Source organism: Sulfitobacter sp. 1A13353, assembly GCF_043557255.1.
In the GTDB taxonomy this organism is placed as follows: Bacteria; Pseudomonadota; Alphaproteobacteria; order Rhodobacterales; family Rhodobacteraceae; genus Sulfitobacter; species Sulfitobacter faviae.
Window position 1 is genome coordinate 649,538 of the sequence record NZ_JBIFFS010000001.1, and the last position, 14,741, is coordinate 664,278.

17 protein-coding genes are annotated in these 14,741 nt (G+C 62.1%); 13 read left to right on the forward strand and 4 right to left on the reverse strand.

Annotation, left to right across the window (positions count from 1 at the left end):
• Positions 1 to 110: 110 nt before the first annotated feature.
• The 5 genes from pyk to ACGYLO_RS03210 all read left to right on the forward strand — a co-directional run bounded on the left by pyk (position 111) and on the right by ACGYLO_RS03210 (position 3,967).
• A complete protein-coding gene (pyk, locus tag ACGYLO_RS03190) occupies positions 111 to 1,556 on the forward strand; it encodes a pyruvate kinase (protein WP_271688386.1) in 1,446 nt (481 codons plus the stop codon).
• Between the two features lie 26 nt (positions 1,557 to 1,582).
• Positions 1,583 to 1,807 (forward strand): hypothetical protein, encoded by a 225-nt coding sequence (locus ACGYLO_RS03195; protein WP_271688385.1) that lies wholly within the window; start codon positions 1,583 to 1,585, stop codon positions 1,805 to 1,807.
• Positions 1,808 to 1,933: 126 nt separating this feature from the next.
• Positions 1,934 to 2,134, forward strand: a complete 201-nt coding sequence (gene rpmI, locus ACGYLO_RS03200) for a 50S ribosomal protein L35 (protein ID WP_067264506.1) — start codon at positions 1,934 to 1,936, stop codon at positions 2,132 to 2,134.
• Positions 2,135 to 2,149: 15 nt separating this feature from the next.
• Positions 2,150 to 2,515 (forward strand): 50S ribosomal protein L20, encoded by a 366-nt coding sequence (rplT, locus tag ACGYLO_RS03205; RefSeq protein ID WP_067264504.1) that lies wholly within the window; start codon positions 2,150 to 2,152, stop codon positions 2,513 to 2,515.
• Between the two features lie 255 nt (positions 2,516 to 2,770).
• Entirely contained in the window at positions 2,771 to 3,967 is a 1,197-nt protein-coding gene (locus ACGYLO_RS03210; protein ID WP_271688384.1) for a Hint domain-containing protein, read from the forward strand.
• Here ACGYLO_RS03210 and ACGYLO_RS03215 read toward each other — a convergent pair.
• Both ACGYLO_RS03215 and ACGYLO_RS03220 read right to left on the reverse strand, forming a co-directional pair.
• On the reverse strand, positions 3,956 to 4,168 hold the full coding sequence (locus tag ACGYLO_RS03215) for a hypothetical protein (protein WP_271688383.1): 213 nt from the start codon (positions 4,166 to 4,168) through the stop codon (positions 3,956 to 3,958). The genes ACGYLO_RS03210 and ACGYLO_RS03215 overlap by 12 nt on opposite strands.
• 94 nt (positions 4,169 to 4,262) lie before the next feature.
• Entirely contained in the window at positions 4,263 to 4,937 is a 675-nt protein-coding gene (locus ACGYLO_RS03220; RefSeq protein WP_271688382.1) for a type 1 glutamine amidotransferase domain-containing protein, read from the reverse strand.
• A 173-nt stretch (positions 4,938 to 5,110) separates the two neighbouring features.
• On the opposite strand from ACGYLO_RS03220, the gene pheS reads away from it, so the two are divergent.
• From pheS to mscL, 6 genes are all read left to right on the forward strand, one after another.
• A complete protein-coding gene (pheS, locus tag ACGYLO_RS03225; protein WP_271688381.1) occupies positions 5,111 to 6,184 on the forward strand; it encodes a phenylalanine--tRNA ligase subunit alpha in 1,074 nt (357 codons plus the stop codon).
• Positions 6,185 to 6,225: 41 nt separating this feature from the next.
• Positions 6,226 to 6,915: a hypothetical protein gene (locus tag ACGYLO_RS03230; RefSeq protein WP_271688380.1), complete on the forward strand. Its 690-nt coding sequence runs from the start codon at positions 6,226 to 6,228 to the stop codon at positions 6,913 to 6,915.
• Between the two features lies 1 nt (position 6,916).
• Positions 6,917 to 9,313: a phenylalanine--tRNA ligase subunit beta gene (gene pheT, locus ACGYLO_RS03235; RefSeq protein ID WP_271688379.1), complete on the forward strand. Its 2,397-nt coding sequence runs from the start codon at positions 6,917 to 6,919 to the stop codon at positions 9,311 to 9,313.
• Positions 9,314 to 9,333: 20 nt separating this feature from the next.
• Positions 9,334 to 9,777: a YtoQ family protein gene (locus tag ACGYLO_RS03240; protein WP_209216571.1), complete on the forward strand. Its 444-nt coding sequence runs from the start codon at positions 9,334 to 9,336 to the stop codon at positions 9,775 to 9,777.
• 313 nt (positions 9,778 to 10,090) lie between these two features.
• Positions 10,091 to 11,086 carry a histidine kinase dimerization/phosphoacceptor domain -containing protein gene (locus tag ACGYLO_RS03245; protein ID WP_276154395.1) on the forward strand — a complete coding sequence of 332 codons (996 nt, stop codon included), beginning with the start codon at positions 10,091 to 10,093 and terminating at the stop codon, positions 11,084 to 11,086.
• Positions 11,087 to 11,208: 122 nt separating this feature from the next.
• Entirely contained in the window at positions 11,209 to 11,640 is a 432-nt protein-coding gene (gene mscL, locus ACGYLO_RS03250; protein WP_271688378.1) for a large conductance mechanosensitive channel protein MscL, read from the forward strand.
• Positions 11,641 to 11,702: 62 nt separating this feature from the next.
• Here mscL and ald read toward each other — a convergent pair whose 3' ends face one another.
• Positions 11,703 to 12,821 (reverse strand): alanine dehydrogenase, encoded by a 1,119-nt coding sequence (gene ald / locus ACGYLO_RS03255; protein WP_271688377.1) that lies wholly within the window; start codon positions 12,819 to 12,821, stop codon positions 11,703 to 11,705.
• Positions 12,822 to 12,959: 138 nt separating this feature from the next.
• Here ald and ACGYLO_RS03260 point away from each other — a divergent pair, with 138 nt between their 5' ends.
• Positions 12,960 to 13,418, forward strand: coding sequence for an Lrp/AsnC family transcriptional regulator (locus ACGYLO_RS03260; protein WP_120351940.1), 459 nt, complete (start codon positions 12,960 to 12,962; stop codon positions 13,416 to 13,418).
• Positions 13,419 to 13,674: 256 nt separating this feature from the next.
• Here ACGYLO_RS03260 and rpsU read toward each other — a convergent pair whose 3' ends face one another.
• Entirely contained in the window at positions 13,675 to 13,881 is a 207-nt protein-coding gene (gene rpsU, locus ACGYLO_RS03265) for a 30S ribosomal protein S21 (RefSeq protein ID WP_007118112.1), read from the reverse strand.
• 110 nt (positions 13,882 to 13,991) lie between these two features.
• Between rpsU and ACGYLO_RS03270 the strand changes: the two genes are divergently transcribed.
• Positions 13,992 to 14,684, forward strand: coding sequence for a COQ9 family protein (locus ACGYLO_RS03270; RefSeq protein WP_271688376.1), 693 nt, complete (start codon positions 13,992 to 13,994; stop codon positions 14,682 to 14,684).
• Positions 14,685 to 14,741: the final 57 nt, after the last annotated feature.

Consider the following 14,741-nt stretch of genomic DNA (forward strand, 5'->3'; position numbering starts at 1 on the left):
CGTCATTCTGATGAAACCTTTGACAGGCACTCATGGGGGCGCTAGGCCACCGGACAGGCGATGTTATCGTTAACATTCGCTCTGGGGACATAGGACACGAAGGAACAGATATGAGACGTTTGCGCAATGTAAAGATCGTGGCCACGCTTGGGCCAGCCTCCGAAACCCGAGAGGTGATCGCGGCATTGCACAACGCCGGGGCGGATGTTTTCCGCCTGAACATGAGCCACGGAAGCCACGAAGAGATCCGGGAAAAACACCGGATCATCCGCGATATTGAGAAAGAGACCGGCGGCGCGATCGGCATTCTGGCGGACCTTCAGGGGCCGAAACTGCGGGTCGGCGTGTTCGAGGGCGATGGGCCAACCTTGGAAGAGGGCGCGTCTTTCCGGCTCGATCTTGACGAGACGCCGGGCGATGCGACCCGCGTCTGCCTGCCCCATCCTGAGATTTTCGCGGCGCTTGAGCCGGGCGCGTGCCTGTTGGTCAATGACGGCAAGATCCGCCTCAAGGTGCGCGACTGCGGCCCGGATTTCGCCGATTGCGAAGTGGTGACGGGCGGTGTCATCTCAAACCGCAAGGGCGTGAACGTGCCCGACGTGCTGCTGCCGCTGGCCGCGCTTTCCGAGAAAGACCGCGCCGATCTGGAGTTCGTCTGCGAATTGGGGGTCGATTGGCTCGCCCTCAGCTTTGTTCAGCGGCCCGAGGATGTGACCGAGGCGCGCGATCTGGTCAGAGGCCGGGCGGCGGTGCTTTCAAAGATCGAGAAGCCCGCGGCGGTGGAGCGGTTCGAGGCGATCTTGAATGTCAGCGACGGCATCATGGTGGCGCGGGGCGATCTGGGCGTGGAGCTACCGGTGCAGAACGTCCCGCCGATTCAGAAACGTCTGGTGCGCAAATGCCGCGCGGCGGCCAAGCCGGTGATCGTGGCGACACAGATGCTCGAATCGATGATCGAAAGCCCAATGCCGACTCGCGCCGAAGTCTCGGACGTGGCCACCGCAATTTATGAAGGCGCCGATGCCGTGATGCTGAGCGCTGAATCTGCCGCCGGGGATTACCCGCTGCAGGCCGTGGCGACGATGGACAACGTGGCTCAAGAGGTCGAAGCCGATGCGACCTATACGCAGATCATCGAATCCTCGCGCACGGCGGATCGCACCACCGTGGCCGATGGCATTGTCGCCGCCGCGCGTGAGATTGCCGAGACGACGGACATCAAGGCGATCTGCTGCTTTACCCAATCGGGCACCACCGCCCTACTGACCGCCCGCGAACGGCCCCGCGTGCCGATCATCGCCCTGTCGCCACTGGTCAACACCGCGCGCCGTCTGGCGTTGAGCTGGGGCACGAATTGCATCATCACCGATGGGCATGACCGGTTTAAACTGGCCGTGCTGAGCGCCGCGCGGGCCGCCTTGTCAGAGGGGTATGCGGGGCCGGAGGATCATATCGTCGTCACCGCCGGGGTGCCCTTCAACGTGCCGGGCAGCACCAATATTCTGCGCGTCGCGCCCTGTGACGAACGTTTGATTTACGCCTCCGATCCAGAGTAGCCTTTCCCCAGATAGGGGGATGTTGCGTGGACTCTGACTTGGCAATGGTGGTGGGCATCGTTCTGGCGGTGCTGTCGATCCCCTCGATCCTGTCTGCGGTGACCGACCGTCGGTCGCCGCGCGCCTCGGCCATCACGATCTTGATCGCGGGCGGGTTGATCGTCTTTGCGCTGCGCGAAAATCCGCGGCGCTATTCCTTTGAGAACCTGCCGGAGGTCTTCGTCTCGGTCGCGGCGGACTTCTTGCCCTGAGGGGCCGTGCGAAACCTCTTGCATCCCCGACCGAGCGCGCCTATACGGCGCATCTTAGCCTGCACGACCGGCCTCAAGTGGCATGCCGAGTCGTGTTTATACCGAACTCAAAAGACGGAGACGGAAATGCCCAAGATGAAGACGAAATCGAGCGCCAAGAAGCGCTTCAAGGTCTCGGCGACCGGCAAGGTCATCGCCAGCCAAGCCGGCAAACAGCACGGCATGATCAAGCGGACCAACAAGTTCATCCGTAACGCACGCGGCACGACAACCCTGTCGGAAGCCGATGCAAAGATCGTCAAGGGCTTCATGCCCTACGCCCGCTGATTAAGGAGAGCCGAGATGTCCCGAGTTAAAGGTGGTACAGTCACCCACGCGCGTCACAAGAAGATCATCAAAGCCGCAAAGGGCTACTATGGTCGGCGCAAGAATGTCTTCAAGGTCGCCACGCAGGCGGTCGACAAGGCCAACCAATATGCAACGCGTGACCGCAAGAATCGCAAGCGCAACTTCCGCGCCCTGTGGATCCAGCGGATCAACGCCGCCGTGCGCAGCCACGACGAGGCGCTGACATACAGCCGCTTCATCAACGGTCTGACGCTGGCTGGCATCGAAGTGGACCGCAAGGTTCTGGCCGATCTGGCCGTGCACGAGCCCGAAGCCTTCGGTGCGATCGTCAAGCAAGCGCAGGACGCGCTGGCGGCCTAAGCCGAGATTGCTTTGAATTTGCGAAAGCCCTGCCGGATGGCGGGGCTTTTTGCGTTTGGGGCAACTGCGTTTCGGGCCGTCGTGCGGGGCCTGCCATAATCTTGCCCCGATAATCCCTTGCCACGGCCTTGCCTGCTCCTCACCCCCCATGGACAATCTGCCCCAACGACAGGTCACTGTGCAGCCTATCTGCACCGGTGCCGCAGCAATTGGCGCTGTTTGTCGGCATGTTATTTGTAAAAGGTGGGGAGGTTTATGCCCGGAATTGTAATCAATAGGTTGGACGAAGACCCCCATGAGACGGTCTATGGTATTCGCGATGATACCAGTTCACGCGGCGTTGATCTTGAGGGCGCGCGGATCACGCTGACCTATGCCGATGGCTCGGTCGAGACGCTGACGTGGCACGCAACGGATCCCTATACGAATGGCGCGGCGGTGGGCGAGGATACGCAGATGTCCTTCGGCTATGACTGGCACCATCTTGAGACGACCAAGCCGCTCGCCACGATGGAGATTGACCTTCAGTCCGCCAGTTCCGTTTTCGACACCACCACCACGGCGGATGACGACCCCAATGGTGGCTCGACCCCTACTTCGCTTGAGGGGTTTCCCTTCCGCGTGGAGTCCGGTTCGCGGGATTTGGCTGGCGATATAGAGGTGACCTACTCCGGCATCGTCAATCTGGCGGGCAGCCCGGCTGCGGGCGATCTTTTCACGACCATGACCGTCGATTTCTCAGACCTGCCCGAGGGCGGGTTATTGGGGAATCTGGCGTGGAAATCCGACATCGACACGATGCGCGAAGAGGGCGATCTGGTCTCGACCGGTGTGGCCTGTTTCGCGCGCGGCACGCTGATCACCACCGAGGCGGGCGATCTCCCGGTCGAGGCTTTGGCCCCCGGCGTGCGCGTGCTGACCCAAGGCCACGGCTATCAGGAACTCGTCGCCGCGCTGCGCCGCAGGGTCGGGGCGGGGGAATTGGCGAAGAACCCCAAGCTCTACCCCATTCGGATCAGTGCCGGGGCCTTGGGCGCGGGGCTGCCGAAGCGTGACCTCATGGTCTCAAGACAGCATCGCATGGTCGCGCGTTCAGGCATCGTCAAGCGGATCTGCGGCGCGATGGCTGTGCTCGTCGCCGCGATCCGGTTGACCGAACTGCCGGGGGTGCATGTGGATGAGGGCATCTCACAGGTGGAGTATTTCCACTTGGTCTTTGAAAAACACCAGATCGTTTATGCCGAGGGCGCGCCGAGCGAGAGCTTTTTGCTGAATGCCGACACCGTGAAAACCCTCGGTCAGGCGCAGCGCGAGGAGTTCGCGACGCTCTTCCCCGCTTTGGTTGAGGGTGACGGCTTCGGTGCCCCCGCGCATCAGATCCCCGCGGGCCCCGTGCAAAAGCGGTTGGTCGCGAAGCACAAGAAAAATGGCCGCGCCCTGCTATCGGTTTAGGGTGTCGGGGTCATAGGGATTGTGGCTGGCGGCGGATAGATTGATCCCATCCTGTGCCGCGCGATGTGCAATCGCCTCTTCGCTGCGGTTCAGTTGCACCGCGATCACGCTGGTCGCCGTGCCCTCTGCCGCAAGAATGCGAAGCTGTTCGATGTCTTCGGCGCTCCATGGGGCGCCGGTGCTGCGGTCATAATCTGCCATGTCGGAGGCTCCTTTCACTGGCAAAACACGGCGCGACCAGCGGCGGTTCCTCCCATGGGGGAGAGGGGGCGCGGACTTGCGCCCCCACCTGCCGTCACTTCAAGAGCGCCAGCATCTCTTTCGCCGCTTCCTCGGAAGAGGCGGGGTTCTGGCCAGTGACCAGCTTGCCGTCGACCAGCACATAGGACGCCCAATCGTCGCCCTTGCTGTAGTCGCCGCCGTTTTCCTTCAGCATGTCTTCGACCAAGAAAGGCACCACATCGGTCAGGCCAACGCCCTCTTCCTCGGTATTGGTAAAACCGGTGACGCGCTTGCCGGAAACCAGCGGCTTGCCGTCGGCTTGGGTGTCCTTGAACACGGCGGGCGCGTGGCAGACAGCGCCAACGGGGCGGCCCGTGGCCCAGAAGGTTTCGATCAGGCGTTTGCTGTCGGCGTCATTCGCGAGATCCCACAGTGGGCCGTGGCCGCCGGGGTAGAAGATCGCATCGAAACCGTCCGCATCCACATCGCCCAGCACTTTGGTCGAGGCGAGCGCTTGTTGCGCGGCATCGTCGTCCTTGAAGCGGCGGGTGGCGTCGGTCTGCGCGTCTTCGCTGTCGCTGTTGGGGTCAAGCGGCGGCTGCCCGCCTTTGGGCGAGGCGAGGGTCACATCCGCGCCCGCGTCTTTGAAAACGTAGTAGGGCGCGGCGAATTCTTCGAGCCAGAAACCGGTCTTGTTGCCGGTGTCGCCCAATTCGTCATGCGATGTCAGAACCATCAGGATTTTCATAGGTCTCTCCTTTCGGGGGAGGTTGGGCGCGCCGCTGGGGACAGGGCGCGCCGAGGGGATGCGGCCTAACGCTTTGCGGAGGTGGTGGTTCCCCCATGGCGCCACAACCCCTACGGCTTGCATTCGAGGGGCGAGAGGGCTAGCAGGACGGGGTATTATTCCAAGGGCCTGTCATGGACGATCTGAAGCAAAAGTACCTGAGCCAAATCGCCGATGCTGGCGACGAATCCGCGCTGGAAGACATCCGGCTGGCCGCCGTGGGCAAAAAGGGCGAAGTCGCGCTGAAAATGCGCGAGCTGGGCAAGATGACCCCCGAGGAGCGTCAGGTCGCGGGCCCCGCGTTGAACGCGCTGAAGGATGAGATCAACTCGGCCCTCGCCGCCAAGAAGGCCGGCCTTGCCGATGCCGCGCTGGACGAGCGCCTGCGCAGCGAATGGCTCGACGTGACCCTGCCCACGCGGCACCAGCGTCAGGGCAGCATCCATCCGGTCAGCCAAGTGACCGAAGAACTGACCGCGATCTTTGCCGAGATGGGCTTTTCCGTCGCCGAAGGCCCGCGCATCGACACCGATTGGTACAACTTCGATGCGCTGAACATCCCCGGCCACCACCCCGCGCGGGCCGAGATGGACACCTTCTATATGCACCGGGCTGAGGGGGACGAACGCGCCCCCCATGTGCTGCGCACCCATACTTCCCCGGTGCAGATCCGCACGATGGAGGCCGAAGGCGCGCCCCTGCGCATCATCTGCCCCGGCGGTGTGTATCGTGCGGACTACGACCAGACCCACACGCCGATGTTCCATCAGGTCGAAGGGCTGGCGATCGACAAGGATCTGTCGATGGCGAACCTGAAATGGGTGCTGGAAGAGTTCTTCTCGGCCTTCTTTGAGATCGACGGCATCAAGACCCGCTTCCGCGCCTCGCACTTCCCCTTCACCGAGCCTTCGGCTGAGGTCGACATCCAGTGTTCCTGGGTCGACGGCCAGTTGCGCATTGGCGAGGGCGACGGCTGGATGGAGGTGCTGGGCTCCGGCATGGTGCACCCCAAGGTGCTCGCCGCGGGCGGGATCGACCCGAATGAGTGGCAGGGCTTTGCCTTCGGCATGGGGATCGACCGGATCGCGATGTTGAAATACGGGATTCCGGATCTGCGGGCGTTTTTTGATTCAGACCTGCGCTGGCTGCGGCATTATGGGTTTGCGAGCTTGGATCAGCCGAATTTGCATGGTGGGTTGTCGCGGTGAGTATCTGCGAAATTTTCTTGGGTTGGCCTCCAGCAGTTCAGTTGGGTTTGACCGTCTTGGCAGGTGCCGGATGTTCAGCTGCAATTGTACAGGGCCGAATAATTTATGGAAAGAACAAGGCCAAAAAAGACGGATTTCGCGCACTTAAGGATCGGCTTGATGATTATGCACTGATGCAAAACATGAACCCGACTGATCATGGCGATAATTTCATGCACGGTCGGCTGCCCATACGGTCTTCAAGGCCAATTCTTAGCCCGGGTTCGCATAAAATCTTGTTAGGTGTGCTGAAAAAGATTGAAGCTAAAAATGCTGTAGCCATGGGGGTCGTATTCCTCTTATTAGGAGGGATGTGGTCAATTGCGGGAGACGTAAGAGACTACGATCCATGGTTGTCATTCGCCTTTGCCGCAATCATTGGTTTCTTAGTTGGTCCCCTGTTTGCGGGTCTCGACGGAGTTGGGCACCTAGGGCAGTCACACTACCTCAAACTCGAGAAGGAAAACCGCAAGAGAGAACCTCGACCAGAATGGTATATGGCGCAGAAAATGCAACACCGCTTGATGTTGGACTTGGTGGCTAAAGAGTACGGGTTTCAGGCAAAGATTTTTTCTATTGCCCTCGCCGTTTTTGCCGTGATTGCTTTGGTGATTTTTTCATTTTCAGCGGAATCAAAAGAAAAACGGCCATTGTTGACGATAGAGGTCAGCTTCGAAAGCGAGGACGCATAGCATGAAATTCACCCTCTCCTGGCTCAAGGACCATCTCGACACCACGGCGTCGATTGATGAGATCACCTATGCCCTGACCGACCTCGGCCTCGAAGTCGAAGGCGTCGAGAACCCGGCGGCGAAGCTTGCTGACTTTACCCTCGGCTATGTGCAATCGGCGGAAAAACACCCCGATGCCGACCGGCTGAACGTCTGTCAGGTGGAAACCGACGAGGGCGTCATGCAGATCATCTGCGGCGCGCCGAACGCGCGGGCGGGGATTACCGTCGTTGTGGCCAAGCCGGGCGTCTATGTGCCGGGCATCGACACGACCATCGGCGTCGGCAAGATCCGCGGCGTGGAGAGCTTCGGCATGATGGCCTCTGAGCGCGAGACGGAGCTAAGCGAAGAGCATGACGGCATCATTGAGCTGCCCTCGGGCAAGCCCGGTGACCGTTTCATCGACTGGCTGGCCGAGAATGACCCGGCGAAGGTCGACCCGGTGATCGAGATCGCCATCACCCCGAACCGCCCCGATGCGCTCGGCGTGCGCGGCATCGCGCGCGACCTCGCCGCGCGGGGTCTGGGCAAGCTCAAGCCGCGCGATTCCGATGCCGTGGCGGGCAGCTTTGCCTCGCCGATCAGCGTCAGCATTGATGACGACACGCTGGACGGCTGCCCTGTGTTCTATGGCCGCTTGATTAAAGGCGTGAAGAACGGCCCCAGCCCGCAGTGGCTGCAGGACCGGCTCCGCGCAATCGGGCTGCGCCCGATCTCGTTCCTCGTGGACGTGACCAACTTCTTCACCTTCGACCGCAACCGTCCGCTGCATGTCTTCGACGCCGACAAGGTCAAAGGCAATCTGCGCGTGCACCGCGCCAAGGGCGGCGAGGAGATCGCCGCGCTCGACGAGAAGACCTACACCCTGCAGGAGGGCCAGATGGCCATCTCCGACGATAGCGGTGTGGAAAGCATCGCGGGCATCATGGGCGGCGAGGCGACCGGTGTGACCGAGGAGACGGTGAACGTCTTTGTCGAGAGCGCCTATTGGGACCCGGTGCAGATCGCCTATACGGGCCGCGCGCTGAAGATCAACTCGGACGCGCGCTACCGGTTCGAGCGCGGCGTCGACCCGGCCTTCACGCCCGAGGGGCTGGAGCTTGCTACGCATATGATCCTTGATCACGCGGGCGGCGAGGCTTCCGAGGTTGTGGTCGCGGGGCAGGTGCCGGACACGTCGCGCGCCTACAAGCTCGATACCGCGCGGGTGCAGTCGCTCGTCGGCATGACGATCCCTGAGAGTGACCAGCGTGAGACGCTGACCGCGCTCGGCTTCCAGCTCGACGGCGACATGGCACAGGTGCCAAGCTGGCGCCCGGACGTGCAGGGCGAGGCCGATCTGGTCGAAGAAGTCGCGCGTATCGCCTCGCTGACGCAGCTCGAAGGCAAGCCCCTGCCGCGCCTGACCACGGGCGTGCCGCGCCCGGTGCTTTCGCCCATGCAGCGCCGCGTGGTGACGGCACGGCGCACGGCGGCGGCGCTCGGCTACAACGAATGCGTGAGCTACAGCTTCATCGACCAAACCTCGGCGGCGCTATTCGGCGGTGGCACCGATGCGACGCGGCTGGAGAACCCGATCTCCTCGGACATGAGCCACATGCGCCCCGACCTGCTGCCCGGCCTGCTGCAAGCTGCCGCCCGCAATCAGGCGCGCGGCTTTGCCGACATGGCGCTTTTCGAGGTTGGCCCCGCTTTCTCCGGCGGGGAGCCGGGCGAGGAACAGGTCATGGTTTCCGGTCTTCTGGTGGGTCGCACCGGCCCGCGGGACGTGCATGGCGCGGCGCGCGCGGTGGATGTCTATGACGTGAAGGCCGATGCCGAAGCAGTGCTGGCCGCCATCGGCGCGCCCGCCAAGGTGCAGATCCTGCGCGGGGCTGATGAGTGGTGGCACCCGGGCCGCCACGGCAAGATCTGCCTCGGCCCCAAGAAGGTGCTCGGCGTCTTCGGCGAGGTGCATCCGCGCGTTCTGGCGGCGATGGACGTGAAAGGCCCGGCGATGGCCTTCACCCTCTATCCCGCCGAGGTGCCGCTGCCGCGCAAATCCGGCGCCACGCGCCCGGCGTTGCAGATCAGCGACCTGCAAGCGGTCGAGCGTGACTTCGCTTTTGTCGTCGATGCCGATGTCGAGGCGCTGGCGTTGGTCAATGCCGCCAAGGGTGCCGACAAGACCCTGATCGAAGATGTCCGCGTTTTCGACGAGTTCATCGGCGGCAGCCTTGGCGAAGGCAAGAAATCCCTCGCCATCACCGTGCGGCTCCAGCCCAGCGACAAGACGCTGAAGGATGCAGACATTGAAGCCGTGGCTGCTAAGGTGGTCGAAAAGGTGACCAAGGCCACCGGCGGCGTGCTGCGCGGCTGAACCAAGGAAGGACGGAAGCGATGAAAGTCTATCTCTCCGGTGAAATTCACACCGACTGGCGCGAACAGATCACCGAAGGGGCCAAGGGTCTCGACGTGACCTTTACCGCACCCGTCACCGACCACGCCGCCAGCGACGATTGCGGCGTGGCGATCCTCGGCGCGGAGGACGACAAGTTCTGGCATGACCGTAAGGGCGCACAGATCAACGCGATCCGCACCCGCAAGGCGATTGCCGAGGCGGATGTCGTCGTGGTGCGTTTCGGTGACCAGTACAAGCAGTGGAACGCGGCCTTCGATGCGGGCTATGCCGCAGCACTTGGCAAATCGCTGATCATCCTGCACGGCCCCGACCACGCCCATGCGCTGAAAGAGGTCGACGCGGCGGCGCTCGCCGTGGCCTCCGAGCCTGCGCAGGTGGTTGAGATTCTGCGCTATGTCTTGACCGGTACGCTGCCGGGGTAACGCGGCAGCGGGGCTAGCCGCGTTAAAATTTAACATCTATCAAGGGTTTAAGCGCGAATCGATTCGGCAGCGTGCTGGACGCCGCTGCTTTGCGGACTAAACCTTCACTAGCTGGAGGTTCATCAGCCGTGATCTGCCCCCCGAAAGGCAGGCCATATCCGACCCCCGCTGTCGTGCCATAGTCGCGCGGCGGGTTAACTTTGGAAGGAGAAGGTCCATTTTAGCCGACACGCCCGCAGAGCAGGACGAGCGTCTAGAGACGCTCTATTCCTATGATGTTCTTGATACCGAAGCCGAAGCGGATTTCGACGATATTGTCGAGCTCGCGTCCAAAATCTGCGAAACGCCCGTCTCTCTGATCAGTCTGGTGGATGAAAAGCGCCAATGGTTCAAGGCGCGCGTCGGGTTCGAGCCGCATGAGACGGCCCTTGATCAATCGGTTTGCTCTCATGCCATTCTCGACGAGGGCTATACCGAGATTGCGGATATGGGGGCGGATCCGCGCACCTCGGACAATCCGCTCTATGTTGGCGACCCTCGGGTGAAATTCTATGCCGGTGCCAATCTTGTCGCGCCGAACGGCCAGCCGATTGGCACGCTTTGCGTGCTGGATACCAAGCCGCGGACCCTGAATGATTTTCAACGCCAAGCGCTGCAAACCCTCTCGCGCCATGTGATGATGCAGTTGGAACTGCGCAAGAAAATCCGCATCGAAGCGGCGCTGCGCGCCGAGATGGACCACCGGGTGAAGAACTCGTTCCAGACCATCGCCTCATTGCTGCGCATGGCGACGCGCAAGGTGCAAGACCCCGACGCCAAGGATGTGCTTGCCCTTGTCGAGCGTCGTTTCGGCGCGGTGGCATCGCTGCACAGCGAGTTGATGGGGCAGGGTGGCCGAAGCAAGGTGCAAACCACCTCCTATCTCGAACAACTGAACAAGCTTCTTGCCGCCAGCGCGCCGGACCACGTTACTATCTTTTGTGCGGCTGAGCCGGGCGAGTTGCAGGCCGTGCAGGCCTCAGCCCTCGGCATGATCGTGAGCGAATTCGTGGCCAATTCGATCAAACACGCCTTCGCCGGGGACCGGGCAGGGGAGATCAAAATTTCCCTACGGCGGCAGGAGGGGGCCGAGGGCTGGCTTTTGGAATGCCGTGACAATGGCTGCGGCCATGCCGGTGCCGTCTCGGGGGCCGATAGCACGGGGCTGGGGCGGATGTTAATGGCCACGGCAGCCGAGCAGTTGAACGGGCGTCTGACGACCGATTTCAGCCCCGAGGGCGCGCTTTTGCGGGTCTGTTTTCGGGATTGAACGGGCGCGGGCCGTAAAACGCGCGATTTACCGTAAAACTTTATTGACCGTTCTATGTGCCAGTCCGCACTATCGACCGTGATGGCGGGGTTATCGGCGCGCCTTAGAATAGGGACAGAACTGTGATTCAAGAATTCAAGGATTTCATCGCCAAGGGCAATGTCATGGACATGGCCGTTGGTATCATCATCGGCGCGGCCTTCACGGCGATCGTGTCGTCACTGGTGGCCGATCTGATCAATCCGATCGTCGGGCTTTTCACCGGCGGGGTGGATTTCACCAACAACTATGCCGTGCTGTCGGGCGATGTGCCTGCGACCGCTTCGCTAGAGCAGGCGCGGGAGGCGGGGGCGTCGGTCTTCGCCTATGGCTCGTTCCTGATGGCCGTGATCAACTTTTTCATCATCGCCTTCGTGGTCTTCATCCTGGTGAAGATGGTGAACCGGGTGAAGGCGGCTGCAGAAAAGCCGGATGAGGTGGCACCAGAGGTCAAGACCGGCCCATCGCAGCTCGATGTATTGTTGGAAATTCGGGACGCTTTGAAGACGCGCTGAGCGCTGCTTTCGAAATGGAAAGGCCCGCCAATCTGGCGGGCCTTTTGTTTGGCCGCTGACGTTCAGCCCGCGATGGCCTGATCCGCGGTGATGCTGTCGATCCCAAGCGCTTCGCCCACGGCGGCATAGGTCAGCTTGCCCGCGTGGACGTTCAGCCCGGCCTTGAGGTGCGGGTCATCCGCGCAGGCCTGTTTCCAGCCCTTGTCGGCCAGCGCCAGCATGAAGGGCATGGTGGCGTTGCCAAGCGCGATGGTCGAGGTGCGCGCCACCGCGCCGGGCATATTGGCCACACAGTAGTGCATGATGCCGTCGACCTCATAAACCGGGTCTTGGTGCGTCGTCGCCTTGGAAGTCTCGAAGCAGCCGCCTTGGTCGATGGCCACGTCGACCAGCGCCGCGCCGGGTTTGAGTTCGGACAGTTGCGCGCGGCTGATCAGTTTGGGGGCCGCGGCCCCGGGGATCAGCACCGCGCCGATGATCATATCGGCCTCACGCGCCAGTTCGATGGTGTTGCCCGCGCTGGCATAGGCGGTTTTGAAGGTGCCGCCATAGATGTCATCGAGATAGCGCATCCGGGGCAGGGAGCGGTCGAGCACGGTCACATCCGCGCCCATGCCCGCGGCGATGCGGGCCGCATGGGTGCCGACGACGCCGCCGCCGATGACCATAACCTTAGCCGGGCCGACACCGGGCACGCCGCCCATCAACACGCCGCGCCCGCCATTGGCCTTTTGCAGCGTCCATGCTCCGACCTGCGGGGCCAAACGGCCCGCGACCTCGGACATTGGGGCCAGAAGGGGCAGGCCGCCATTGCGGTCGGTCACGGTTTCATAGGCAATCGCCGTACAGCCCGAGGCCAGCAGGTCGTGGGTTTGATCCGGGTCGGGCGCGAGGTGCAGATAGGTAAAGAGCAATTGCCCTTCGCGCAGCATCTTGCGTTCGCCCGCCTGCGGCTCCTTGACCTTGACGATCATGTCGGCTGTGGCAAAGATCTCCTCGGCCGTGTCGATGATGGTGGCGCCTGCGGCGGTGTAGTCAGCGTCTTCGAAACCCGCGCCGACCCCGGCCCCCGCCTGCACGATAACCTCATGCCCATGGGCGATGGCTTCTTGTGCGGCATTGGGCGTCAGGCCGACGCGGAATTCCTGCGGTTTAATTTCTGTCGGGCATCCGATTTTCATGGGGGTTCCTCCTCCTCCGTAGTGGGACAGGATTATCATATCCGCCGTGCATATCGCTGCCAAATTGGGGTCGCCAAAGGGCGCATCCTTCGAATATAATCGCGCTGGGTTGCTTCCTCACGCGAAAGTATTGCGCATATGGCCTTGGATGAGATTGATCGGCGTGTTCTGCGGGCTTTGCAGCGCAATGGGCGGATGTCCAATGCCGAACTGTCAGAGGTGGTGCATCTGTCGCCCTCGGCCTGTCATCGCCGTGTACAGCGGTTGGAGAAGGAAGGGTATATCCGCGATTATGTCGCCCTCTTGGACCCGCGCAAGCTGGATATGCCGACGACGGTCTTTGTTGAGATCACTTTGCAGGCGCAGGCCGAAGAGGTGTTGGAGGCTTTCGAGAAGTCGGTCTCGCGCATTCCCGATGTCCTGGAGTGTCACCTGATGGCTGGCACGGCGGATTACCTGTTGAAGATCGTGGCCGAGAATACCGAAGATTTCGCCCGTATTCACCGGCAGCATTTGGCGCGGCTGCCCGGCGTGGCGCAGATGCAGTCGAGTTTTGCGCTCAGGACGGTGTGCAAGACCACGGCGCTGCCGGTGTAGTTGGAAAGCCCGGAATCAAGGCCGTGAGGCCGCCGGGCAGCGCCAGACCGCTCGGACGGGCTGGCGCTTTTGCTGAGGTCGTGCCGTCCTGAAGTATTTCTCAAGCGCAGCTACCATAAACTGCCTAATTGAAGGGATTTCGAGCGCCTTCCCGCGGTCTGGCGCTGCCCGGCTCGGTTGCGCTCCCCCGCAAAACAAAACCCCCGCTGCCATGGGCACCGGGGGTTCTATATCTGTCGCGTGTCGCGGGGATGATTTACATCATACCTTCGCGTTGCGCTTTTTTGCGTGCCAGCTTACGGGCACGACGGATCGCTTCAGCTTTCTCGCGCGCTTTTTTCTCGGACGGTTTCTCGAAATGTTGCTTGAGCTTCATTTCACGGAAAACGCCTTCGCGCTGGAGCTTTTTCTTCAGAGCCCGGAGGGCCTGATCGACGTTGTTGTCGCGAACACTAACCTGCATGTGGTTGTCACCACCTTTCTAGGATAAAGTTGCAAGGAATTGCAGGAAGTGGGCCTATAACAGCCTATATCACGTTTGTCCACCCCATCACGCCCCGATAGGAGCCCGCCATGACACCGCCCAAGGCCGACCCAAAGGACCAATTGCTGGATGCCGCATTGATGCATGTGCCGTTTGACGGCTGGTCGCCCGCGACCTTCAACGCCGCGATCAAGGACAGCGGTCTGGACCCGGCGCTGGCCCGTGCGGTCTGCCCGCGCGGTGCGGTCGATCTGGCGGTGGCCTATCACCGGCGCGGCGATGCCAAGATGGTCGATGGCTTGGCGCAGGCCGATCTGTCGGCGCTGCGCTTCAGGGACCGTATCGCCAAGGCCGTGCGCCTGCGGCTCGAAGCCGGGGATCGTGAGGCGATCCGCCGGGGCAGCACGCTTTTCGCCCTGCCGCATCACGCCCCCGAAGGGGCCGGGCTGATCTGGGAGACCAGCGATAAGATTTGGACCGCGCTTGGCGATACCTCGGAGGATGTGAATTGGTATAGCAAACGGGCCACGCTGTCGGGGGTCTATTCGGCCACGCTGCTCTATTGGCTGGGGGATGCCAGTGAGGGGCATCAGGCGACATGGTCGTTCCTCGACCGGCGCATCGACGATGTGATGCAGATCGAAAAGCTCAAATCCCATGTGCGCGAAAGCCCGACGCTGAGCCGTCTGATGGCCGGGCCGAACTGGCTGTTGAGCCATATCAAGGCCCCGCGCGGGCAAGGTGACCCCGATCTGCCGGGCCGTTGGACGCCGCCAAGCTGAGGCGCGCTGCGGGCTTCCCCGCCCGCGCGGCAGGTGGTAGGGCGGGGCACCCGGTTT